This window comes from Brevibacterium linens (genome assembly GCF_003999335.1).
Classification (GTDB): Bacteria; Actinomycetota; Actinomycetes; order Actinomycetales; family Brevibacteriaceae; genus Brevibacterium; species Brevibacterium linens.
The window spans coordinates 3533861-3554760 of record NZ_CP026734.1 but is presented as its reverse complement, the minus strand read 5'-3'; the positions used below and the strand labels follow the sequence as shown (position 1 = coordinate 3554760).

At 65.8% G+C, this 20900-nt stretch carries 23 protein-coding genes; 15 read left to right on the top strand and 8 right to left on the bottom strand.

What is annotated here, in order from left to right:
- Positions 1-67 precede the first annotated feature (67 nt).
- The 3 genes from CXR29_RS16040 (at position 68) to CXR29_RS16030 (ending at position 3721) form a co-directional block, all read left to right on the top strand.
- On the top strand, positions 68-529 hold the full coding sequence (locus CXR29_RS16040) for a DUF3817 domain-containing protein (RefSeq protein WP_101554385.1): 462 nt from the start codon (positions 68-70) through the stop codon (positions 527-529).
- A 204-nt stretch (positions 530-733) separates the two neighbouring features.
- Positions 734-2539, top strand: coding sequence for a flotillin family protein (locus CXR29_RS16035; protein ID WP_101595329.1), 1806 nt, complete (start codon positions 734-736; stop codon positions 2537-2539).
- Positions 2540-2812: 273 nt separating this feature from the next.
- A complete protein-coding gene (locus tag CXR29_RS16030) occupies positions 2813-3721 on the top strand; it encodes a cation diffusion facilitator family transporter (protein WP_101595332.1) in 909 nt (302 codons plus the stop codon).
- A gap of 62 nt (positions 3722-3783) precedes the next feature.
- Here the strand turns inward: CXR29_RS16030 and menC are convergent, their stop codons facing one another.
- Positions 3784-4908, bottom strand: coding sequence for an o-succinylbenzoate synthase (gene menC, locus CXR29_RS16025; RefSeq protein WP_101554382.1), 1125 nt, complete (start codon positions 4906-4908; stop codon positions 3784-3786).
- 210 nt (positions 4909-5118) lie between these two features.
- On the opposite strand from menC, the gene CXR29_RS16020 reads away from it, so the two are divergent.
- Entirely contained in the window at positions 5119-6129 is a 1011-nt protein-coding gene (locus CXR29_RS16020; protein ID WP_101554460.1) for an FkbM family methyltransferase, read from the top strand.
- Between the two features lie 90 nt (positions 6130-6219).
- Here CXR29_RS16020 and CXR29_RS16015 read toward each other — a convergent pair whose 3' ends face one another.
- Positions 6220-7392, bottom strand: a complete 1173-nt coding sequence (locus CXR29_RS16015; RefSeq protein ID WP_127365069.1) for a M20 family metallopeptidase — start codon at positions 7390-7392, stop codon at positions 6220-6222.
- A 149-nt stretch (positions 7393-7541) separates the two neighbouring features.
- On the opposite strand from CXR29_RS16015, the gene CXR29_RS16010 reads away from it, so the two are divergent.
- On the top strand, positions 7542-9023 hold the full coding sequence (locus tag CXR29_RS16010; protein WP_127365068.1) for a glutamate-cysteine ligase family protein: 1482 nt from the start codon (positions 7542-7544) through the stop codon (positions 9021-9023).
- Between the two features lie 125 nt (positions 9024-9148).
- Here the strand turns inward: CXR29_RS16010 and CXR29_RS16005 are convergent, their stop codons facing one another.
- On the bottom strand, positions 9149-9454 hold the full coding sequence (locus tag CXR29_RS16005) for a cupin domain-containing protein (RefSeq protein WP_127365067.1): 306 nt from the start codon (positions 9452-9454) through the stop codon (positions 9149-9151).
- Positions 9455-9627: 173 nt separating this feature from the next.
- On the opposite strand from CXR29_RS16005, the gene CXR29_RS16000 reads away from it, so the two are divergent.
- From CXR29_RS16000 to CXR29_RS15985, 4 genes are all read left to right on the top strand, one after another.
- Positions 9628-10200, top strand: coding sequence for a peroxidase-related enzyme (locus CXR29_RS16000; protein WP_206516233.1), 573 nt, complete (start codon positions 9628-9630; stop codon positions 10198-10200).
- 133 nt (positions 10201-10333) lie between these two features.
- The gene (locus CXR29_RS15995; protein ID WP_420897600.1) at positions 10334-11467 is read left to right on the top strand and encodes a pyridoxal phosphate-dependent aminotransferase; all 1134 of its coding nucleotides are present in this window, start codon (positions 10334-10336) and stop codon (positions 11465-11467) included.
- 314 nt (positions 11468-11781) lie between these two features.
- Positions 11782-12192: a hypothetical protein gene (locus CXR29_RS15990; RefSeq protein ID WP_127365064.1), complete on the top strand. Its 411-nt coding sequence runs from the start codon at positions 11782-11784 to the stop codon at positions 12190-12192.
- Positions 12193-12441, top strand: a complete 249-nt coding sequence (locus CXR29_RS15985) for an EamA family transporter (protein ID WP_127365063.1) — start codon at positions 12193-12195, stop codon at positions 12439-12441.
- 26 nt (positions 12442-12467) lie between these two features.
- Here the strand turns inward: CXR29_RS15985 and CXR29_RS15980 are convergent, their stop codons facing one another.
- Together CXR29_RS15980 and CXR29_RS15975 are read right to left on the bottom strand one after the other, a co-directional pair.
- On the bottom strand, positions 12468-12827 hold the full coding sequence (locus tag CXR29_RS15980) for an ArsR/SmtB family transcription factor (RefSeq protein ID WP_127365062.1): 360 nt from the start codon (positions 12825-12827) through the stop codon (positions 12468-12470).
- A gap of 35 nt (positions 12828-12862) precedes the next feature.
- The gene (locus tag CXR29_RS15975; protein WP_226823890.1) at positions 12863-13450 is read right to left on the bottom strand and encodes a peptidoglycan-binding protein; all 588 of its coding nucleotides are present in this window, start codon (positions 13448-13450) and stop codon (positions 12863-12865) included.
- A 110-nt stretch (positions 13451-13560) separates the two neighbouring features.
- On the opposite strand from CXR29_RS15975, the gene CXR29_RS15970 reads away from it, so the two are divergent.
- Positions 13561-13812: a hypothetical protein gene (locus CXR29_RS15970; RefSeq protein ID WP_127365061.1), complete on the top strand. Its 252-nt coding sequence runs from the start codon at positions 13561-13563 to the stop codon at positions 13810-13812.
- A gap of 22 nt (positions 13813-13834) precedes the next feature.
- Here CXR29_RS15970 and CXR29_RS15965 read toward each other — a convergent pair whose 3' ends face one another.
- A complete protein-coding gene (locus CXR29_RS15965; protein WP_127365060.1) occupies positions 13835-14455 on the bottom strand; it encodes a GyrI-like domain-containing protein in 621 nt (206 codons plus the stop codon).
- Between the two features lie 98 nt (positions 14456-14553).
- Between CXR29_RS15965 and CXR29_RS15960 the strand changes: the two genes are divergently transcribed.
- The 4 genes from CXR29_RS15960 (at position 14554) to CXR29_RS15945 (ending at position 18665) form a co-directional block, all read left to right on the top strand.
- Positions 14554-15300, top strand: a complete 747-nt coding sequence (locus CXR29_RS15960; RefSeq protein WP_226823891.1) for a HEAT repeat domain-containing protein — start codon at positions 14554-14556, stop codon at positions 15298-15300.
- Between the two features lie 172 nt (positions 15301-15472).
- A complete protein-coding gene (locus tag CXR29_RS15955) occupies positions 15473-16570 on the top strand; it encodes a MerR family transcriptional regulator (RefSeq protein ID WP_240689187.1) in 1098 nt (365 codons plus the stop codon).
- 85 nt (positions 16571-16655) lie between these two features.
- Entirely contained in the window at positions 16656-18089 is a 1434-nt protein-coding gene (locus tag CXR29_RS15950) for an LssY C-terminal domain-containing protein (protein ID WP_127365059.1), read from the top strand.
- A 90-nt stretch (positions 18090-18179) separates the two neighbouring features.
- Positions 18180-18665 (top strand): SRPBCC family protein, encoded by a 486-nt coding sequence (locus tag CXR29_RS15945; protein ID WP_096161855.1) that lies wholly within the window; start codon positions 18180-18182, stop codon positions 18663-18665.
- Between the two features lie 42 nt (positions 18666-18707).
- Here the strand turns inward: CXR29_RS15945 and CXR29_RS17770 are convergent, their stop codons facing one another.
- Entirely contained in the window at positions 18708-19268 is a 561-nt protein-coding gene (locus CXR29_RS17770) for a MarR family winged helix-turn-helix transcriptional regulator (protein ID WP_226823892.1), read from the bottom strand.
- 86 nt (positions 19269-19354) lie between these two features.
- On the opposite strand from CXR29_RS17770, the gene CXR29_RS17765 reads away from it, so the two are divergent.
- Complete coding sequence (locus CXR29_RS17765) at positions 19355-20296, top strand: hypothetical protein (RefSeq protein ID WP_096161854.1); 942 nt, start codon at positions 19355-19357, stop codon at positions 20294-20296.
- 60 nt (positions 20297-20356) lie between these two features.
- Here CXR29_RS17765 and CXR29_RS18085 read toward each other — a convergent pair whose 3' ends face one another.
- The gene (locus CXR29_RS18085) at positions 20357-20728 is read right to left on the bottom strand and encodes a helix-turn-helix domain-containing protein (protein WP_420897584.1); all 372 of its coding nucleotides are present in this window, start codon (positions 20726-20728) and stop codon (positions 20357-20359) included.
- Positions 20729-20900 lie beyond the last annotated feature (172 nt).

The window sequence follows — 20900 nt, the reverse complement described above, 5'->3', positions numbered from 1 at the left end:
GATCGAGCGACTCACCTGGCGGCGCTCCTCAGTGGGCGTTCACCTTGTCCGGGCACAATGGTCTTCCGTGACTCCCAAACGCTTCTTCACCTTCTTCGCCATCGCCGAGACCGTGACCTGGACTCTGCTGCTGATCGGCATGTTCCTCAAATACGTCACCCACACCACCGAGGTGGGGGTGCGGATCGGCGGAGGCATCCACGGCTTCGTCTTCATCTGCTTCGTCATCGCCGTCATCGGGGTCGGCACCTCGCAGCAGTGGAGCAAGCGTCGTATCGCCACGGGCCTCGGGTCGGCGATCATTCCCTATGCCACGATTCCCTTCGAACGCTCGGTGGAGAAGACCGGGTCCCTCGAAGGCGACTGGGGACTGGGCCGCAACGGCCGCACTCCGCAGACCTGGTTCGAGAAGCTCACCTCCTGGTGCATCCGGTCGCCGTGGCTGGCAGTCGGCCTCGGGATCATCTTCGTCGTTCTCGTCTTCTCCGGGCTGCTGCTGGCGGGCCCTCCCGGCGACTGGGGCAGATGATCGACTGATCGACACCGCGAGCCCGCAGCGCGGACGGCTCTGACCGACCGCCTCGGCGAGGGGCGGCAGGTGCGGATCCGGACGGACGGCGGGCGTGAAGAGCCGCCTCGGCGGACATCCTCCCTGTCCTGTGTCCGTGGGCTCGCATAGGATGAATGGGACGGGCCGGACAACGGCCGCCCAACCGCGATGAAAGGCCCACCGATGGACCTGCTCTTCGGCGTCGGAGGAATCGGCATCCTCGTCGTCATCATTCTCATTGCCCTGCTCGTGATCCTCAGGTCCTACAAGATCGCCTCACCGTCCGAGGCGCTCATCATCACCGGCCGGAACGCTTCGGGGTCGTCCGGCACCGGTCGCATCGTCATCGGCGGTCGCTCGGTCGTCTATCCGATCGTGCAGAAGGCGTTCATCCTGTCGCTGTCCTCGCGGCAGATCTCCGTCGAGATCGACGGCATCTCCATCAACGGCATCGCCCTGCGTCTGCGCGGAGTCGCCCAGGTCAAGGTCGGCGGCACCGAGGATGATGTGCGCAAGGCCGCGCAGCGCTTCCTCGACCAGCAGGATCAGATCGACCACTACTCGAAGGAGATCCTCTCGGGCACCCTGCGCGCCGTGGTCGGCACGCTCACCGTCGAGCAGATCATCCAGGATCGCGCTTCCTTCGCCGCGCAGGTGCAGGAGGAGTCCGCGCACTCGATGAACAATCAGGGCCTCATCATCGACACGTTCCAGATCTCGGCGGTCGAGGACGAAGGCAGCTACCTGCGCGACTGGGGCCGCCCGCAGGCCGCCGAGGTGGCGAAGAACGCCGCCATCGCCGAGGCGAACGCCGGCCGCGCATCGGCCGTCGAGCAGGCGCAGCAGAACGAGGAGACCCAGAAGCAGCAGGCGCTGACCGACCAGGCAATCGCCGAACAGCAGCAGCAGCTGGCTCTGCGGCGGGCCGCGCTGAAGGAAGAGGCCGATCAGCGTCAGGCGACGGCCGACAATGCGGGCCCGCTGGCGGCGGCAGCCGAGAAGCAGAAGCTGCTCGAAAAGGACCGGATCGTGGCGAAGGAGGCCGCGGAGCTGCGTGCCGAACAGCTCGACGCCGAAGTGCGCCGACCGGCCGACGCCGAACGCTACCGGCAGCAGGCTGCGGCCGATGCCCGGGCCTATGAGATCGAGGCGCAGGGCCGAGCCGAGGCCGCTGCCGAACTGCATCGGCGGTCGAAGGACGCGGAGGCGATCCGCCTCGAAGGTGAAGCCGAGGCCGATGCGATTCGTGCCCGCGGTGAAGCCGAAGCCGAGGCGCTGCGTGCACAGGCCGAGGCCTACAAGCAGTTCAATGATGCGGCCGTGCTGTCGAAGGTGCTCGAGGTGCTGCCGAGCGTGGCAGGCGAGCTCGTCGCACCGTACGCGAACATCAAGGATCTTTCGATCGTGTCCACCGACGGTGAGTCGAAGCTCGCGAACTCCGTGTCGAACAACCTCTCGCAGGTCCTCGAGGTCGTGCGCGGAACGACCGGTGTCGACCTCACCGACCTCGTGGCCAAGGCGAAGGGCTCCGGCGAGGCTGGTTCGAGTGGTGCTGGGTCGGACGGGTCCGGAAAGCCGGGAGGGCCTGGTGGTTCCGGCGGATCCGACAGCGGGGGACCGGACGGAGCCTCTGCCGCGGATGCGAGTACAGGCAAGGTCGTCGACGGGGTCGTGGCAGACGGCGCGGCCTCCGGCCCCCGATCGAACCGCTCCGGCTTCGACCCGAAGGCCTTCCTCGACGACAGCGGGGTCGATCTCGACCGGATCGGCGACGAGGTGAAGAAGGCCACCGGCTTCGATGTCCAGGCCTATATCGACGAGGCGAAGCGCCGCCTCGACGAAAGCGGCGCAGGCGCGGCGGGGACCGGTCAGGCCGGGGCCGGCTCGGGCGAAGCCGCGCCCGGTGGCGATGAGCCCGGCGGCGGTCAGAGCACCGACGGCAGGGGCACCCGCGGTCAGGACGACGACGGTCAGGACACTCAGAGCTGACAACGTCGGGTGCCGAGGCGCCCACAACGCGCAGACAGCGGCCGCCGAGGACTTCCTCGGCGGCCGTTTCGTGCATGGAGCGCGCCGAGGTGCCGACCGGCCGGGCGGTGATGTGTCCCGCGTGTGGATCCACCTCGATTCTCCGAACGATTTCGAGGTGAATTCACCAGCAGGAGACGCAGCTGGGGTCGGGTGGCTCCGATTCTTCGTCGGGGTCGATCAGATGCATAAATAAATGTGCATATGTTAATGTGTTGAGTTGAGGAGGTATCTATGGCTCATGATCATGCGCATGGTTCAGGTTCACGGCGGCAGCTGAGGATCGTCTTCGGCATCGTCGCGACGATCTTCGTCTTCCAGCTCATCGGGTCCGTCGTCACGGGCAGCCTGGCGCTGCTCATCGACACCGGCCACAATGCCGTCGATCTCATCGGCATCGGGATCGCACTCTTCGCGGCGAGTCTGGTCAGCAAACCGATGGGCGGACAGAAGACCTGGGGGTTCCGTCGGGCAGAAGTGCTCGCAGCCGGGGCCCAGGCAACACTGCTGCTGGGGCTCGGCGTCTACAGCCTCATCGAAGGCATCCGGCGATTCTTCGTCCCGCCGGAGGTGCCCGGGCCGGGCCTGCTGCTCTTCGGCGCCATCGGTCTCGTGGGCAATCTCGTCTCCATCGTCATCCTCAGCTCATCGAAGGAAGACTCCCTCAATCTCAAAGCGGCGTTCCTCGAGGTCATCGCCGACGCGCTCGGCTCCGTGGCCGTGATTCTCGCAGCTCTGGCGATCTGGCTCTTCGGGTGGGAGCGCGCCGACGCGGTGGCTGCCCTGGTCATTGCGGCGCTCATCGTCCCGCGGGCGTTCGCCATCCTGCGCGAGACCGGGTCGATCCTGCTGGAAGAGGCACCGAAGGAGCTCGATCTGGACAAGGTCCGCGAGCATCTCGAGGCGGTCGAGCATGTGCAGGAAGTCCACGACCTCCACATCACCCGCATCGACTCGAACCTGCCGGTGCTCACCGCTCATGTCGTTCTCGCCGATGAATGCTTCTATGACGGGCATGCCCCGCGCATCCTCAAGGCTCTGCAGGAGTGCCTGACGGAACACCACAAGATCGCGATCGAACACTCGACCTTCCAGTTCGACCGGGCGAAGGACGCCGCCGAGGAGACCCACACCCACGACTGAGGCGGCCCGCCCATCATCGGTCCGTGGCCGGTGAAGGGAGGGCCGCCTCAGCGGGATTCGGATCACTGTCCGGGCAGGATCTCCACTGATTCGGTGCGGAAGCGTTCGAGCTTGGCCGGGTCGATGGAGACGCCGAAGCCGACGCCGGTGGGCACATCGACCTTGCCGTCGTACATGACGATCTCCTCGGTGATGTCCTCATGGAAGAAGCGGTTCGAGCCGGAGATATCGCCGGGCAGGGTGAAGCCCGGCAGCGATGCCAGCGCTGCATTCGCAGCCCTCCCCAGGCCGGTTTCGACCATTCCTCCGTGCCACACGGCGACGCCGTGGGCCGCGGCGAGATCGTGGATCTTCTTCGCCTCGATGAACCCTCCGACTCGTCCGGGTTTGATGTTGATCACCGAGGTGGCTCCCAACATGATCGCGTCCGCGGCCGCCTCGGCGGAGACGATCGACTCATCAAGGCACATCGGGGTGTCCATGAGCTTCGCGAGCTCCGCATGCTGGCGGATATCGGCTTCGCCGAGGGGCTGTTCGATGAGGAGCAGCCCATATTCGTCGAGGCGCCGCAGATGAGCAGCGTCGACGAGGGTGTAGGCGGCGTTGGCATCGACCTGGAAGCCGAAGTCGTCGCCGAAGGCCTTGCGCACGGCGGCCACGGGGGCGATGTCCTTGCCGGGTTTGATCTTCAGCTTGATCCGGGCGTACCCCTCGTCGAGGTAGTCGCCGATGACCTTGACGGTCTCCTCGACGGAATCCTGGATGCCCACCGAAACGCCCGAGGGGACCGTATCGACGACTCCGCCCAAGTAGTCCTTGAACGACTGGTCGTTGAGCTTCAGCTGAGCTTCGATGACGGCCATCTCGAGTGCGGACTTCGCCATCGGGTGGCCGATGACGTGGCGGAGATGCCACCCGACGGTCTCCGCGGTGAGGTCCTCGACGTCGAAGAGGAGTGGCGCCAGCCAGCGGCGGGTGACGTCGATGCCGGCGGCCACGTATTCGGAAGAGTAGAGCGGGGAGATCATCGCGACGGACTCACCCCACCCGGTGATCTCGCCCTTCGGAGTGTCGAACACCGCCTCGACGAGGTAGCAGTCCTTCTCGGTCTCCCGCATGAACGAGGTCTCGAACGGGGTGACGAGAGGAATCGAGACTTGGTGGAGGGTGACTGACTTGAGCTTCATGTGCCGGGGCTCCTGCTTCGCAACGGGGCGGATGGGTCTTCGCCTCCACCTTATGCCAGCGGTCCGCAATGAGGAGGCGAGTATCGCGATTCAGGTCGGGAAGGACTCTGGAGCCTCATTGCAATACCTCCGGGAAAGAAACCCTGGAGCGGCGGTCCGGGGATTGATAATGTGAACAAAAGTCTTCCTGTCAGCAAGGGGGCCACCGTCGTGAACGACCACCTGCGCACTCTCACCGCGCGCAGACAGTCCTGGTTCGGCCTCAAGCTGCCGGTCAAAACCGCCCTCGCGCAACCGGCGTTCCACCCGCTGCTGCGAACGATCGCGCCCCGGATCAGAGGGCTGAAGGTCGGTCGCCTCCCAGCACCGATCGAACTCACCGAGGTGCGCGGACGAGCCGGCGGAGCGGACTTCGTCCTCGTCGAGCCCTTCCGCTGCGAGATCGCCAAGGAGTTCTACTGGGGCAAGGGCCGACGCACCGAACCCGAAGACGCGTTCGCCCTCGATCTCATGGTCGCGCTCAGTGCGGACGCGGACGTCTTCCTCGACATCGGCGCTTACACCGGGGTCTTCACCATGGCCGTCCTCGCGGCGAACGAGAATGTGCGCGCCCACCTCTTCGAGATCATCCCGGCTGTCGTCGCCGGCGCGGAGAAGAACATCGACCGCAACGGCTTCAACGCCCGCGTGACCGTCCACCCGACCGGTGTCGGCAGTCCCGACACCTGGATGAAGGTGCCCATCGGGGACGGGGGATCGGCGCTGCCGTCGTTCTACTCCTCGGCCATGCACTTCGACTCCGACGCCGAGGTGCGCTTCACCTCTCTCGACGCCCTCCTGCCTGAGATGCTGGCCGAAGTGCCGGACCGAGACACGCAGTCGCAGCCAGGGGAGGGCCTCCCCGACGGTTCAGTACGGGGCGAGACGCCACGTGTGACGGTGAAGATCGACGTCGAGGGCGGGGAGAACGACGTCCTCGCCCACGGGCGGGAATTCCTCTCGGCCTTCCGCCCGGACATTCTGTGCGAAGTCCTCTTCGACCGCGCGAAGCCACGAGAACTCATGAGCCACCTCGGCGAGCACAGCTACCACTACTATCTTGTCGGCGAAGACCGACTGTACGCACGGACGGTGATCCGGCCCGATGCGCACCTGCGCGACTGGCTGTTCACGCTGAAGTCACCGGATCAGATGCGCGCCGCCGGCTACCCGGTCGACTGATGCTCTGCTGCCGACAGTCAACTGTGTGCAGGGGAGGCCCCAGCGCACTGACAGCGGGACTGGTCGACTAGCCGCCGGCGCCGATCCGTCTCAGCCCTGCAGCTGATCGGCGATGAGGGCGGCCAGCAGCGCGGTGCGCGGAGCGATCTCGTCGATGACGGCGTGCTCGTGTTCGGCGTGCGCCCCATCGCCGACGGCACCGAGACCGTCGAGGGTGGCGATGCCGTCACCGGCGGTGAAGTTCCCATCCGAGGCGCCGCCCACCGACACTCCCTGCGGCGCGGGCAGTCCGAGTTCGCCCGCAAGGGCCGTCGCCCGGTCGAAGAGCGCAGCCGACTGCTCCCGTTCGAATGGTGGCCGGTTGATCCCGCCGAGCACCTCCGTCGTCGAGCCCTCCACCTGCGGTTTCGCGGCCAACTCACGGATCTGCGCATCCACGCGTTCGAGTTCGGCCGCCGTCCGGGCCCGCACATCGATGTCCACGCGGGCTTCGGCCGGCACGGTGTTCGACGTCGTCCCCGCGCTGATCACGGTCGGCACCACCGTCGTCCCCGCCTCGGCGTCGGCGAGACCCGCCACCAACGGAAGCGTCAGGGCCAGGGCCATGCCTGCGTTGATGCCCTTCTCCGGTTCGAGGCCGGCGTGCGAGGCTCTGCCGGTGAACTTCAGCACGTAGTTGCTCGTGCCCTTGCGCTCGAGTTTGAGCGCCCCGCCGGCGCTCGCCTCCAAGACGAACACGGCCTGCGCCTCGGCCGCCTCGGCGCGGATGAGATCCGACGAGGACAGGGAACCGATCTCCTCATCACCGGTGACGAGGATCGACAGACCGTCCAGCCCGCCCGCGCCGAGGTGGTCGGCCACGATCGCGGTCGCGTGCACGCTCATGATCGCCCCGGTGAGCATGTCGAAGCTGCCGGGACCGCGCAGGATCCCGTCCTCGGTGGAGAAGGGGAGGCGTTCGAGCGTGCCGTGCGGCCACACCGTGTCCTGATGGTTGAGCAGGACGACGCGGGCGGGACCGGTGCCGAAGCGCAGGCGCACGTGGGTGGTGCCGTCGACGTCGAGCAGCTCCGCCTCGGCGCCGAGGCGGTCGCCCAGGAGCGCGGCGAAGTCCCGGGCGCCCGCGGCCACGGCCGCCTTGTCGTGTGAGGGAGTCTCGAGGGAGATGACCCGTTCGATGTCGGCGAGCATGTCGGGCAGGCGTCGCTTCGCCTCTTCGACGAAGTCAGCGGGCTGGGGCGACGGCGATGTGGTGGAAGTCATGGTGCGAGTCTACGGAAGGCCGGTTGCCGTCTCCCGCGGTGTCCGGATGGTGTGATCGATGCATGACCGGTGAAGGCACCAGATGTGTGCCTGGATGCGGGACGGAGATCACCGCGCACAAACCCGGCCGTCTGTGGTTTGCTTGACCTATGGGTGAGGCAGTCAGCTCGAAGCGGTACACGCCGGAAGAACGCACACTGTATCGGGAGAAGCTCGCAGAGAATCTCGAGCTCTTCGATACCTACCTTCGCCATGCGGATTTCAAATCGGCGGGCACGATCGGGCTCGAACTCGAGCTCAACCTCGTCGGCGACGGCAATCAGCCGAGCCTGCGGAACAAGGAAGTGCTCGCCCGGCTCGATGACGAGTACCAATCCGAGATCGGCGCGTTCAACCTCGAACTCAACCACCCGGTGCTTCAGGTCGCGGGCCGTGGGCTCAAAACACTTGAAGCCGGTGTCACCCACCGCCTGGAGAAAGCGCAGAAGGCCGCCGAGGAGGACGGACTCAAAGCGGTGTCGATCGGTACCCTGCCGACCCTGACCACCGAGTTCCTCACCGACGCGAAGTGGATGACCGAGGAGAACCGGTACGAAGCGCTGAGCAACTCGGTCATCGACGCCCGCGGCGAGTACGTCCGCATCGAACTCGGCCGCGAAGAGCGGTACAAGGCGGAGTTCTCCGATATCGCTCCGGAGTCCTCCTGCACGTCGATGCAGCTGCACCTGCAGGTGGCGCCGAATCGGTTCGCCGATGCGTGGAACGCCTCGCAGGCGATCGCCGGGGCGCAGGTCGCGATGGCGGCGAACTCGCCGCTGTTCGTCGGCCGCAAGCTGTGGCACGAATCCCGGATCCCGATCTTCGCGCAGTCCATCGACACCCGCACGCCCGAACTGGTCAACCAGGGCGTGCGACCCCGCGTATGGTTCGGCGAACGATGGATCACCAGCGTCTTCGACCTCTTCGAGGAGAACGTCCGCTACTTCCCGCCGCTGCTGCCGGAGATCAAGGACTTCGTCGAATTCCGTGCCGCCGACGCTCCGAAGCTCTTCGAACTCAATCTGCACAACGGCACCGTGTGGCGCTGGAACCGTCCCATTTACAACTCCGGTGACGGCGGCGCTCATATCCGTGTCGAGAACCGGCTGCTGCCGGCCGGCCCGACCCCGGTCGACATGGTCGCCGATGCGGCCTTCTACTACGGACTGGCCGAGTTCCTCGTCGGTGAGAACCGTCCCGTGTGGTCGCGGATGTCGTTCGCCGAGGCGGAGGAGAACTTCAACGCCTGCGCCAAGGACGGGATCGAGGCGCGAGTGACGTGGCCGAAGATCGGTCGCATCGGCGTGGCCGACCTCGTCATCGATGTGCTTGCGCCCCAGGCCAGGCGCGGGCTGGCGCGGCTGAACATCGACAAGGACGTCATCGACGAGTACATGTCGATCATCGAAGGCCGGGCGGCCAGCCGCATCAATGGGGCGACCTGGCAGCTGCGGACGCTCGAGAGTCTCGCGCCGGGCAGCCGACCGGATTCGCCGGAACGCAGCGAGGGCCTCAAAGCGATGATGGACGCCTACCTGGCGAACCAGGCGACCGGGAAGCCCGTCCACACCTGGGAGATCCCCACCCGCTGAGTCGCGGCCTCTGCCGAAAATAGGTCGCTATCGGACATTCTGCGCTAAACGTAGGTCGCAATCGGACACTTCGCCACGCAGAAAGTATCCGATAGCGACCACTTCTCGGACTCAGTCGACGAGGCTCAGAGGCGTTCGACCTCGACGAAGACGACGTCGGCGCAGCCTCCGGGATTCGAGACCTCGTGCTCGGACCCTGCCGGACGCGTGTAGGAGACTCCGGCCTCGAGCTCGGCACGGATCTCGGTGCCATCCGAATTGCGCACGAGCATCGTGTCCGTGACCATCGGCACCACGACGTACTCATACTCATGTTTGTGCATCGGGATGACGCCGTCGGGCCGGATCGTCCACTTCGTCACCCGGAATACGCCGTTGTCGAGCTGGACCTCGCCGGTCGAACCGGTGTCTGCTGCATTGTCTGCGGTCATGGTGATCTCCTTCGATGCGCGAACGGCCTGCGGCGGAAGCCGGGACGGACCTGACGTCTTCACTGTATCGCTCGCACCGCTCCGTCCGGGCACCTCACGGGCGCACACCGCCAGCAGCCCTCACAGCGAGAGGGCTCGACGCAGCCCGAGCCACCCGGGCTAGCATGAGTGATATGCGATACCCACTTGCTGACATCGACGACGTCGACGATGACATCCGCACCCAGATCCTCGAGGTCGCCGAGAAGTCGGGCTTCGTGCCCAACGTCTTCCTCGCCCTGGCCCGCCGACCGGACGAATTCCGCGCCTTCTTCGCCTACTATGGCGCGCTCATGGAGAAGGAGACGGGGAACCTGACCAAGGCCGATCGGGAGATGATCGTCGTGGCCACCTCGGCGATCAATCACTGTCTCTACTGCGTCGTCGCGCACGGAGCGATGCTGCGGATCTTCCAGAAGGACGCGCTCATCGCCGATGTCGTCGCCACGAACTACCGGCAAGCCGATATCAGCCCACGTCAGGTGGCTATGCTCGACTTTGCCGTCAAGGTCTGCGAGGAACCATGGGCCGTGGGCGACGCCGACCACCAGAGGCTTGCCGACCACGGATTCGACGCCGAAGACGCCTGGGACATCGCCGCGATCACCGGCTTCTTCGGCCTGTCCAACCGCATGGCCCACATCTCCGGAATGCTCCCGAACCCGGAGTTCTACACCCTCGGCCGCCTCCCGCGTGAGAAGAAGTGAACCGATGACCTCATCCACCCCCGCCGAGGCGGACCCCACCACCCGTGCCAACGCCGTGTCCGGTCCGGCCGCCTCCGCCAAAAACATCCCGGCTGCCTCCACCCGTTCCGGGCTCGTCAAGCCCTTCGCAGCGATGGGCATCGTCGCCACCGTCGGTCAGATGCAGCGGTCCGGCCGCGACACCATCGCCATGTGCCTGGGCGAACCGACCCAGGGCGCGCCCAGCCCAGTGCTCACCCGCGCCGCCGAAGTCATGAACGACGGTACGGGACTCGGATACTCGCCGATCTTCGGCATCCCCGAACTTCGCGAAGCCATCGCCTCCCACTACCGCGACTGGTACGGACTCGACATCGCACCCGACCGCATCGCCGTGACGACCGGATCCTCCGGCGCCTTCCAGACGACGTTCCTCACCTGCTTCGACGTCGGTGATCGGGTGGCTCTGGCCCGGCCCGGATACGGCGCGTACAAGAACATCCTCGCGGCACTCGGCTGCGAGGTCGTCGAACTCGACTGCGGTGCCGACGAAGGGTTCCAGCCCACCGTCGACCTCTTGGCCGCCGCCCATGCGAAGGCCCCGCTCAAGGGGCTCATGCTCGCCTCACCCGCGAACCCCACGGGCACGATGATCGGCCCCGAGGCACTCGGGCAGATCGTTGACTGGTGCCGAGACAACGGGGTGCAGGTGATCTCCGATGAGATCTACCACGGCATCAGCTATATCGGCACCCGCGGAGAATGCGCACTCGCCCACGACGACACTGCCATCGTCATCTCCTCGTTCTCCAAATACTGGGGCATGACCGGGTGGCGCCTCGGCTGGGCGATCCTGCCCGAAGCGCTCGTCGCCCCGGCCCAGAACGTCACGGGAAATCTCTCCCTGTGCGCCCCGGTTCCGGCGCAGTACGCGGCGGTCGCGGCCTTCGCGGACGAGTCCTATGCCGAATGCGAAGCGGCCGTGGCCTCATTCGCCGGGGCTCGCGAGCATGTGCTGAACGCCGCTGCCGACCTCGGCTTCGGTGAGATGGCCCCACCCGACGGCGCCTTCTACATGTACGCGAGAGTCGACGACATCCTCGACCGTGCGGGTCTGGCCACCTCCGGGCAGTGGTGTGAGCAGGTGCTCGACGCGACCGGCGTCGCGCTCGCCCCCGGTGACGACTTCGACTCCGTCGACGGATCCAGGTCGGTGCGCCTGTCGCTGGCCGTCGGAGCGGACCGGACGGCCGAAGCCATCGACCGCATCCTCGACTTCGTGGGCTGAGCCCCGAACGTCGTGAGATGAGTTCCGACGAGGGGATCAGATGAGCGCCGAGGATGCGCCGTCGGGAGGGCCGCCTCCCGCCCCGAAAGCCCTGCCGGTGCTCGGCGTCATCCTGGCCGCCGTCCTGCTCGGATCGGCCGGATTGTTCGTCATCCTCGCCGAGGCTACCGCTCCCACCGCTGCCTTCCTGCGGTGTTGGATAGCGGTCATTGTGCTCGCGCCGTTGGCCGTGCTCGAGCTGCGTCGGCACGGACGGTTCCCGCCGAAGGCGATCCTCATCGCCGCGGTCTCCGGCGGGGCGCTGGGGATCGACTATGTTGTGGGCCCAGAGTGTCCTCGACGCCGGTCTGGGTGTGTCCACGGTGCTCATCAGTGTGCAGGTGATCGTGTTCCCGGCACTGGTCTGGGCGTTCGGCGGATCCCGGCCCGGGTGGCTGTTCATCGGCTGCGTGCCGATCATGATCATCGGCATGCTGCTGACCGGGGGAGTGTTCGGTGCCGACGAGACGGCGGCGAACCCGACGCGGGGAGCGATCTTCGGAGTGCTGTCCGGTGTGCTCTACGGCGTGTACATCTTCGGCATCCACCACAGCCGGAAGGTCGCCGGAGACTTCATCGTCGCCCCGGTCCAGGTGGGCACGATCGCGGCCGGTGTGATGACCGCGGTGGCCGGGCTGACCCTCGGCGGACTCGACTTCGACCTCGGTTGGGACGGCTGGGGATGAATGATCGCCCTGGCCGTCTGCGGCCAGGCGCTGTCATGGGTGCTGCTGAGCATCTCCAGCCCGCTGGTGCCGGTGCCCACGACGGCTGCGCTCATGCTGCTGCAGCCGCTGTCAGCGGTGGTGCTCGGATCCCTCATCGCAGGTGAGAGGCTGCAGACGGCGCAGTGGATCGGTGCCGTGCTCGTGGCCCTGATCGTCTGGGTCGTCGGCGGCGGGCCGGAGGCACTGACCAGAAGGCGAAGGCGGTGAAGCCCGACCGCCGGACCGGATGCGGTTCAGTGCTCGTGGGCTTCGATCGTGTGGGCGATGGCGTCGACGATGATGTGGGCGACGTGGTCGTCTTTGAGTGAGTAGTAGGCTTCGCGGCCGATCCGATTGACTCCGACGAGGTGGAGCCCGCGGAGGAACTTCAGGTGCTGGGACACCAGCGGCTGGGACAGTCCGGTCGCCTCGACGATGTGCGTGACCGTGGCCTCGCCGTGGGTGAGGACGAGCAGCATCTTCAGGCGAGAGGGTGTGGCGAGTGCCTTGAAGAGGTCCGCAGTTTCGGTGATGGCCTCGAGATGGTCCTCGGGGTTGAGCAGGAGCTGCTCGACCTCGTCATTGACGGGAACGGAATCGGGAACGGAAGCCATGAGTGCAGATTACCGGACAACCGGAGTGATCAGCGTCAGTCGAGGGCTTCGACGTCGGCCTGCGAGCCGAGGAGGTCGTCGGCCAAGGATTCCCACTGCCCGTAGGCATCGGGAAGCGCCGACCGCTGTACCGACTGTGCGGCTTCGGTCGGTGACATCGCATCCCAGCCCTCGATCTGGTTGAGACCCGGGTTCTCGACCTCGGGATTGATCCCGTAGAAGGCCTTGGCCGCGTAGACGGGGTCGGTGAGCTTATGCGGTTCGCCCCATCCCTGAGAGGGCCGCTGCTGGAACAGACCGACCGAATCGCGGTCGCCGGAATCCAGATTGCGCAGCGAAGACTCCTGCAGAGCCGTCATGAGGGCGATGCGGATCGCATAGTCGTCGAAGTCACCGCCGCGACCGACGCCGATGATGAGCCGAGCATTGTCGATCTGCTGTTCGCTGAGCTGATTGACCGAAGCCATCTGCATCTGCCTGATCTTCGTGGAGCCGAAAGAGATGGGTGAATTGAGGACGACGACGGCGCCCACGACCAGTGCCATCACCGCCGCCCCGAGCCCGATCAGGGCACCAGTGAGCACGGACCGGCGGCCCTTGCGAGATGATGTCAGACGAGGCATGAATATAACGATAATGCAACAAACTTAAGAGTGCATGGGACCATGCCGAGGCTTTTGTCACAGCAAGGTCACGGCGGTGCGTTGTCAGCGGCGCCCATTAGTCTTGACCCATGGTGAGAATCGTTCGGCGCAGTAACCGCCCGCCTCTGATGACCTGCCTCATCGTGGTCTTCGCATTCGTCGCCGTCGGCATCATGACCATCGCCGGCATCGTCATCGCCCTCGTCTTCCTCTCCGCGGACTCGTCAGACTCATCGCCGACCGAGAACTCCTCGTCGGTCGGATCCCCACCCCCGAACGCCGGCGCCGACGGCGGCTCAACCACCGCCCCGGTCAGCGGAGGCTGGTCGAGCGGAGGCTGAGGCCGGGGACCACCCTTCCGGATCAGCTGCGGGGAACCACTGGCTGACGGAGGATCGTGCGCTGCCTCTCCGGCGCGGTGCGGCGAACGTCGCTGAGGTAGATCTCGTGATGCTTCCCCGTCATCGTCATCCCTGCGCCGGGGATGATGTCGGTGTGCATGCGCTCGAGGACCGGCCCTTCGTCGTCGAAGGCGCCGATATGCAGGGTCTGGACGCAGGTTCCCTCCCGCAGCGCACCGAACCGGACTTCTCCGAGGCGGGGCGCCGACCCCTTCGCCCGGACCGTGTCGATCGCGCCGTCGACGTGGTCGCCGTCCAACCAGTCCGGGACGAACAGCATGAGTGTGAAGTCCCACGCGGATTTGTCTCGGGCGCTCGTGAACGCCGCCATGTCGTCGGCCCACCACAGCCCCTCGAGCGGAGGCACCACATAGTCCCGACCGAGTTCGCGCTTGCTGAAGAACTTCAGCCCATAGGCGAGCGGATAGAGGCTGGTCAGCGCCGTTGCGAAAGCCGGAGAAGTGTTCGGATCACCGCGGCCGTCGATCATGAGGTACTGCGAATCCGGCACCTCGATGAGATCGAACCGTCCCTGTTTCGCGCGGAAGCTCGGCAGCGATCTCTTGAAATCGATCTTGTCCATTCACGGCTCCGCTCCAGGGGTGGGAATGAAATGAGTCTAGTCCGCTTGACCTTGACACGATGACAAGGTCTTCACTTGATGGCAAGGAGGTGGAGACCATGACACATCCACTCAAGCACCATCAGGCTCGAGAACCGGAGCTGCCGGCCGGGGTCGACCGTCGGAAGGACGAGGACCGCCTGATCGAGGCACTGGGCGCATCGAACCCGCAGCAGCGTCTGCAGGCGGCGATGGCGGTCGGCACACGTGCCGAGGCCCGTGACCTCGACGTGCTCATCGCCCGGTGCCGAGTCGAACCGGACTTCTTCGTCCGCGACATGCTCACCTGGGCGCTGACCCGGCTGCCCGCCGAGGATGCCGTCCCGCGCCTCATCGCCGAACTCGACTCGCCGCTGCCGCAGGCGATCAGCCAATCCCTGCACACCCTGTCGAAGATCGGCGACGTCCGTGCCTGGCCGGCCATGGACCCGACCCGGATCGGCACGGCTCTCATCGCCCATTCCGACGCCGAGGTGGCCCGCAGTGCGTGGAGAGCCGCGGTTGCCGTGGTGCCCGGTGACAGTCGTGAAGAGTTGGCATCGTCCCTGGTGACACAGTTGGGCCGCGGAGACGTCGAGATGCAGAAGAGTCTCAGCCGGGCGCTAGTGGCCCTCGGTGAGGACCTCGTGTCAGTGGTCGATGAGAGGCTTCATGCAGAGGACGACACAGTGCGGGCTCACGCCATGGCGACTCGGGACATGTTCGATGACCCGGATGCCGGCTTCGCTCACGCCTTGGACGCAGCCAAGCGTGTGGTCGCACTGGGACCCGAGGCCTCGGTCCAGATCGGTACAGGGAAGGTCTGATCATGTGTGTCGGCGGGCGGGGCAAGCCCGCCGACACACGGCCGAGGTCTCGGATCCCTTCCTCCAGTGCGCGCATGGACCTCTTCTCCGGTCCTTGTGCAGAGTCCGGAGCGTCTGCGATCGCGAAGAGTTTCGGAGCAATGATGCCGCCGGGCGGGGACGGCGGCATAGAGTGGCTGACAGTAGAGAAGAGGTGGCAATGCTCATCGGCGAGGTGGCCCGGCGCTCAGGCGTGAGCGCACGCATGCTGCGTCACTACGAATCATTGCACCTCGTCACACCCAGCCAGCGGACGCCGGGCGGCTACCGCGAATACTCCGATGCCGATATCGGCCGCATCTTCCACATCGAGGGCCTGCGCAAACTCGGCATGTCTCTGACCGAAGTCGGCCGTGTGCTGTCCGACGCGGACTTCGACCCGAGCAGTGTGCTCGGAGACCTCATCGACCAGACTCGAGCTCGGATCGCTGCGGAACAACGCCTGCTCGACCATCTCCGGGCCGTCGACCGCCTCGGGCGCACCGACGGTGAGTCGCTCCTGTACACCATCGATCTCATGCGTTCCATCGAATCCGGGGACGTGATCCAACGGCACAAAGCCGCACTCGGCAGCGGAGTCGACGGCGGAGTTCCGGTCGAGACTCTGGTGCAGGCGGTTCTGCACGAACCAGTGCTCAACGCCGCAGGAGCAATGCGATGGGCGCTCGCCCAAGCCGGCGCCGAAGCCGTGCCTCATGTGGTCAAGGGCATGGAGGACGAATCTGCGCTCGTGCGCCGCAATTCGCTGCTCGCCCTCGACGAGATCCGCAGAACCTCCTCGGGTGACGAACTCGGCTCACGCGCGAAGTCGATGATCCGGCAGGCGCTGCTGGGCGGGATCGACGATGACGACCCAGAGATCCGCAGCTTCGCCGCTCTCACCCTCGGCCACTCAGGCGAGGCGAAGGCCGTGCCCATACTGCTCGACATGGCAATGAACGGGCCGAAGGACATCGAAGCGGCAGAGACACTCGCCGCTTTCGTCGTCGCAGACGGACCGGACGCCGACACCGGCGACCAGATCCTCACCGAGCTGCACCGGCGGGCGGCCTCCGGCGATACGACGATACGGTTTCGGGTGCTCCAAGTCCTCGTCGAAATCCCCGGCGAACACAGCGATGACTTCATCTCTGAACTCAGCGGCGACGACAGTCCGGAGCTCGCGGCCACAGCACTCGCCGCACTCCACCGCCGCCGACGGGAACAGGCACCGCGCAGGGGGCGAACCTGACCGAATCCGGTCGGGCCACCTCGGTGAGCCAACGGCGGGAAATCCGCATTCCGGCCGCTGCCTGCGGTTGACTAAACTGGCACCCATGACTGTGAGCGGTGAGCAGAAACGGCGGCTGAGGCAGCCGTTCGTCTATCGGCGACACCACTTCACACCCACCGGGGTGCTCGACTACCTGTTCTTCCTCTTCGCCGGTGCGGCATCGACCTGGCTGGCGCTGCTGATTCTGCTCAAAGGGTTCAGCCTCGGCTGGTGGCAGGTGCTGACGCTGCTCGTGTTCTGGGCAGTCCTGTCCTATCTCGCTCTGCCCAGGCTGCATCGCATCCTGTCCCAGATCTACGTGCCGAATTACTTCATCGGTCGCACCCGCACCTCCGACGGTCTGCTCGGTGATCCGGTCAACCTCGCCTGGCGCGGTGAGGAGGCGCAGATCCACCACGCGATGCGGGAGGCCGGCTGGATCCTCGCCGACAGCATCACACCCGCATCGACGTGGGAGATCATCCGGTCGACAGTGACGAAGCGCAGCTACCCGCAGGCTCCGGTGTCCCCGTTGCTGCTGTTCGGCCGACGTCAGGATTTCGCCTACCAGCAGGAAGTCGACGGCGATCCGGGTCAGCGTCACCACGTGCGGTTCTGGAAATGCCCGCACGGCTGGCTGCTGCCCGGCGGACACCAAGCCGATTGGCTGGCTGCCGGAACCTACGACAAAGCCGTCGGCATCTCCCTGTTCACTCTCCAGTTCACCCATAAGATCGAAGAGAACACCGACGTCGAACGCGACCACATCGTCGACACTGTCACCGCCGTCAATGACGCGATCTCGGTCGATCGGATCAAGGACTTCTCCACCGGTTACCACTCCCGCAACGGCGGCGGCGACGCGATCATCACCGATGGGCACCTGCCGATCGTCGACGTCGCCGAGGTGGTCGCCGACGACGCCGACCACCCCGAGCGCTTGGAACTGGCCCTCGACGCCACCCGCATCTACTCCGAGTCACGAACCGTGTCCGAGGTGACGAAGACACTGTGGCGGCAGCGACCGCTGCAGACCGTCGTGGGGGCGGCGCTCGTGCTCATCCTCCTGATCTTCCAGGCATGGGACGTGACCAGCACACTCCTCGACTGGAACGGGCTGCGGACCGAAGTCGTCGGCTACAGCTCGGACATCGCCGCACTCAGCGACGACACGGCCACACGCATCGTCGCCGGGGTGCTCATCGGGGTCAGCCTCCTCATCGGGTGTCTGCAGGTCGTCGCCTCGGCGTCGGTGTTCCGCGGCAGCAACCGGGCCAGACTGTGGATCCTCACTCTCTCGACGATCTCCGTGATCGTGTCGATGACGAACTACTTCACGGGGGACCGCGACCTGGCGACGAACATGTATGCGCTGACGACGATCGCCATGCAGGTGGCAGTGCTGCTGGCACTGTCGAGCGACTCCTCCCGGATGTTCACCCGCTTCAGCACGGCCGCACTCCGCGCAGAACGGCAGGACCGAGCCCTCGAGGACTGACGCTGCGGTCCCGTGTATTCTGACCGTGTCCGAACCACTCCGCATCTCACCTCGACGCCGAGGTCGGAACACTCACGAAGGCAGGACTCCATGACCGACCAGATCCCCGATGCCTCCGTCTTCGATTCGATCGACCCGGCACTCAAGGTCGTCACCGCCGAGATCGAAATCTCAGCGCCGGCCGAAGCGGTGTTCGACCTCATCGCCGATCCGCAGCGGCAGCCGGAATGGGACGGCAACGACAACCTCGGTACAGCCGTCGAGGGGCAGCGAGTGCGTGGGACAGGCGGTTCCTTCATCACGACCCTGACCAAAGGCGTCGACCGGGAGAACCACATCGTCGACTTCGAAGAGGGGCGGCTCATCGCCTGGCAGCCCTCCGAGGTCGGGGGAGAGCCTTTCGGACAGAAGTGGGTGTGGCAGATCGAACCGATCGGAGGAGACTCAGTCCTCGTTCGCCATATCTACGACTGGACGAAGCTGCGCGATCCGCAGCGCCTGTCTCGGGCGCAGTCGACGACGGTGGCGAATCTGCTCGCCTCACTCAAGAGGCTCAAACAGCTCGCCGAACGCTGAGCCGCAGCCCGAGTCTCACCATCGAAGACCCGAGCGGCCGGGTCACTTCGGCCAAGCGTCGGCCAAACGCGTGAGCAGTGATGCCAGCTGCGCCCTCTCGTCCTCAGTGAATGCGCTCAGCGCCTGATCGACGTTCTCACGCTGAGCACCGCGGAACCTGTTGGTGATTGCACGACCCTTGTCCGTCAGCGCGATGAGGGTGCGTCTCGCATCATCAGGGTCGGCCTCGCGACGCAGAAATCCGAGCTCGACACCTTGGGACACAAGTCGGGATGCGCGCGGCTGGTCGACGCCGATCGCATCACCGAGAGCGCTGACCCCCAGCGCCGTGCCTGCCTGGACGAGGGAGATGAGCAGACGGATGAGCGCACGCCCGCGACCGTGAGCGGCGAACGGTCCGCCGGGATGACGTTTGCCACCGAAAGGGAAGTCCTCCGAGTGCCGACCGCCCCCGAAACCTCCGCGTTCACCGAAGCCCCCGCGCTCGCCGTGCTCACCGAAACCTCCGAAAGGTCCGAAACCCCGCGGACCGCCGGAGCCGCGCCGCCACTGCAGGCGAGTGAGCGCTTCGGCGATCGCCTGAATGTCATCGTTCGTGCTCATGATTCGATTTTACATGTTACTTGACATGTTCCTCTATTGCATGTCATTCTGCATGTACATGTCAGATGACAACTAAAGGAGATGACATGACTGCCCACAACGACTTCAACGATGACAATGACGACGTCACCACCCCGCCCGTAGGCGCCGACGCAACAGGTGCGGACCACCAGGAGGGCTCACTGAACACTGGCGAGAACACCGACACGGACGATGCCTCGGGCCTCGATGCCGATGGTGCCGAGGGGGCGAATCAGGGCGATGCGACGGACAATGACACGGCCGTAACCGGAGACCCCGCGAGCGATGACGATGCCCGCGCAGGTAAGGACGATGACTCCGATGCCGATCTGCCGCAGCTGCTTCGCGAGTTCAGCCACGTGCTGCGCCGCGAGTTCCGCTCAGCCGCTGCCGATTCCGGTTTCGACCCTCGCGACCTCGGGCGCTTGCGGCGAGGCCGCCGCCGCTGGGATGCCGATGAGGTGGTCGCCGACGGCGCCGCCTATCCGGAAGAGCCGGTGACCTATGGCCCGCCGCGCGGCCGGGGCGGATGGGGGCCGTCGAAGAACATCGATCCCGAAGAGCTGCGCCAGCGCTTCCGCGATATGCGCGACGGAGTCGGCGATCGCATCGAAGAGGTGCTCACCTCCGAAGAGTTCGAGAACCTCAAGGCCTCGCTGTCGAAGATCGTTGAGAACTTCGGCCCCGAGGGATGCGGAGACGACTCGGATGGCCACGAAGGACCGCATGACCGCAGACGCCCCCATGATGATGACGGTCACCGAGGCGGTTCTGACCGTCACGAGGCTCACGGACCCCACGGAGGGCGCGGCGATCGTGACGGCCGCCGTTCAGGAGGCCGCGGACGACGCGGGTTCGGCCCCAACTTCGGTCCCGGATTCGGTCCGGGCCGACGAGGATTCGACCCCTTCGGTTGGGCCGATGAGCGCCGCAGCCGCGAGCAGGAGGTCCAGGAGGCCTTCGAGCGGGGATTCGCCGCGGGCTTCGAACAAGGACGCAATTCCTGACCGAGCCGCGCACTCGACGAAGCTCTCGTTGACCCAGCTTCGGCAGTCTCCTCGGTGCTCTCAACGTCTGCTGTGACCAGAAGGGCCGAATTGCTCCGCTCTCCGAGCGCGGAGAGCCGGGGGCCCTTCTGGCAGAGAGTTTCGGTCTGCCCCGGACAACGAGGCCAAATGTCGCGGCGGGGCGCCGAACGTTGCGCTGACGGCCCGGCTGAAGCTGGAGAGCTGCGAATAGCCGGTCTGTTGAGCCACCGTCGTCGCCGGCACCCCGCGCAGCAGAGCCTCGCGGGCAAAGGTCATTCGAGATACTCTGCGCCACGTCGGATAGGGGACTCCGGTTGCGATGCGGACTGAACGGTGGAACTCGCGTCCTGACATGCCGAGCCTGTCTGCCCAGTATGCAGCGGGGAACGGGGCATGCGGGTTTCTCGCCAAGCAGCTGAGCAGTGCGGTGATCGAACTGCTCGTATCAGGTAGGTGAGCAGAAGCCCCGTCGCCAGTGTCGATCGTATGAAGTGCGACATGATCGAAGAGAGAGTTGGCGACAGGGACCCTTGGGCGAAGGGCCGTATAGGTGCTGACGATCCCGTGGAGGAGGGCTGCCTTG

Bases quoted from the DNA above. Each gene is read 5' to 3' on its own strand.
- CXR29_RS16035 (WP_101595329.1), top strand. From the start codon at position 734: ATGGACCTGCTCTTCGGCGTCGGAGGAATCGGCATCCTCGTCGTCATC.
- CXR29_RS16030 (WP_101595332.1), top strand. From the start codon at position 2,813: ATGGCTCATGATCATGCGCATGGTTCAGGTTCACGGCGGCAGCTGAGG.
- menC (WP_101554382.1), bottom strand. From the start codon at position 4,908: ATGAAGCTCAAGTCAGTCACCCTCCACCAAGTCTCGATTCCTCTCGTC.
- CXR29_RS16015 (WP_127365069.1), bottom strand. From the start codon at position 7,392: ATGACTTCCACCACATCGCCGTCGCCCCAGCCCGCTGACTTCGTCGAA.
- CXR29_RS16010 (WP_127365068.1), top strand. From the start codon at position 7,542: ATGGGTGAGGCAGTCAGCTCGAAGCGGTACACGCCGGAAGAACGCACA.
- CXR29_RS16005 (WP_127365067.1), bottom strand. From the start codon at position 9,454: ATGACCGCAGACAATGCAGCAGACACCGGTTCGACCGGCGAGGTCCAG.
- CXR29_RS16000 (WP_206516233.1), top strand. From the start codon at position 9,628: ATGCGATACCCACTTGCTGACATCGACGACGTCGACGATGACATCCGC.
- CXR29_RS15995 (WP_420897600.1), top strand. From the start codon at position 10,334: ATGGGCATCGTCGCCACCGTCGGTCAGATGCAGCGGTCCGGCCGCGAC.
- CXR29_RS15990 (WP_127365064.1), top strand. From the start codon at position 11,782: ATGTTGTGGGCCCAGAGTGTCCTCGACGCCGGTCTGGGTGTGTCCACG.
- CXR29_RS15985 (WP_127365063.1), top strand. From the start codon at position 12,193: ATGATCGCCCTGGCCGTCTGCGGCCAGGCGCTGTCATGGGTGCTGCTG.
- CXR29_RS15980 (WP_127365062.1), bottom strand. From the start codon at position 12,827: ATGGCTTCCGTTCCCGATTCCGTTCCCGTCAATGACGAGGTCGAGCAG.
- CXR29_RS15975 (WP_226823890.1), bottom strand. From the start codon at position 13,450: ATGCCTCGTCTGACATCATCTCGCAAGGGCCGCCGGTCCGTGCTCACT.
- CXR29_RS15970 (WP_127365061.1), top strand. From the start codon at position 13,561: ATGGTGAGAATCGTTCGGCGCAGTAACCGCCCGCCTCTGATGACCTGC.
- CXR29_RS15965 (WP_127365060.1), bottom strand. From the start codon at position 14,455: ATGGACAAGATCGATTTCAAGAGATCGCTGCCGAGCTTCCGCGCGAAA.
- CXR29_RS15960 (WP_226823891.1), top strand. From the start codon at position 14,554: ATGACACATCCACTCAAGCACCATCAGGCTCGAGAACCGGAGCTGCCG.
- CXR29_RS15950 (WP_127365059.1), top strand. From the start codon at position 16,656: ATGACTGTGAGCGGTGAGCAGAAACGGCGGCTGAGGCAGCCGTTCGTC.
- CXR29_RS15945 (WP_096161855.1), top strand. From the start codon at position 18,180: ATGACCGACCAGATCCCCGATGCCTCCGTCTTCGATTCGATCGACCCG.
- CXR29_RS17770 (WP_226823892.1), bottom strand. From the start codon at position 19,268: ATGAGCACGAACGATGACATTCAGGCGATCGCCGAAGCGCTCACTCGC.
- CXR29_RS17765 (WP_096161854.1), top strand. From the start codon at position 19,355: ATGACTGCCCACAACGACTTCAACGATGACAATGACGACGTCACCACC.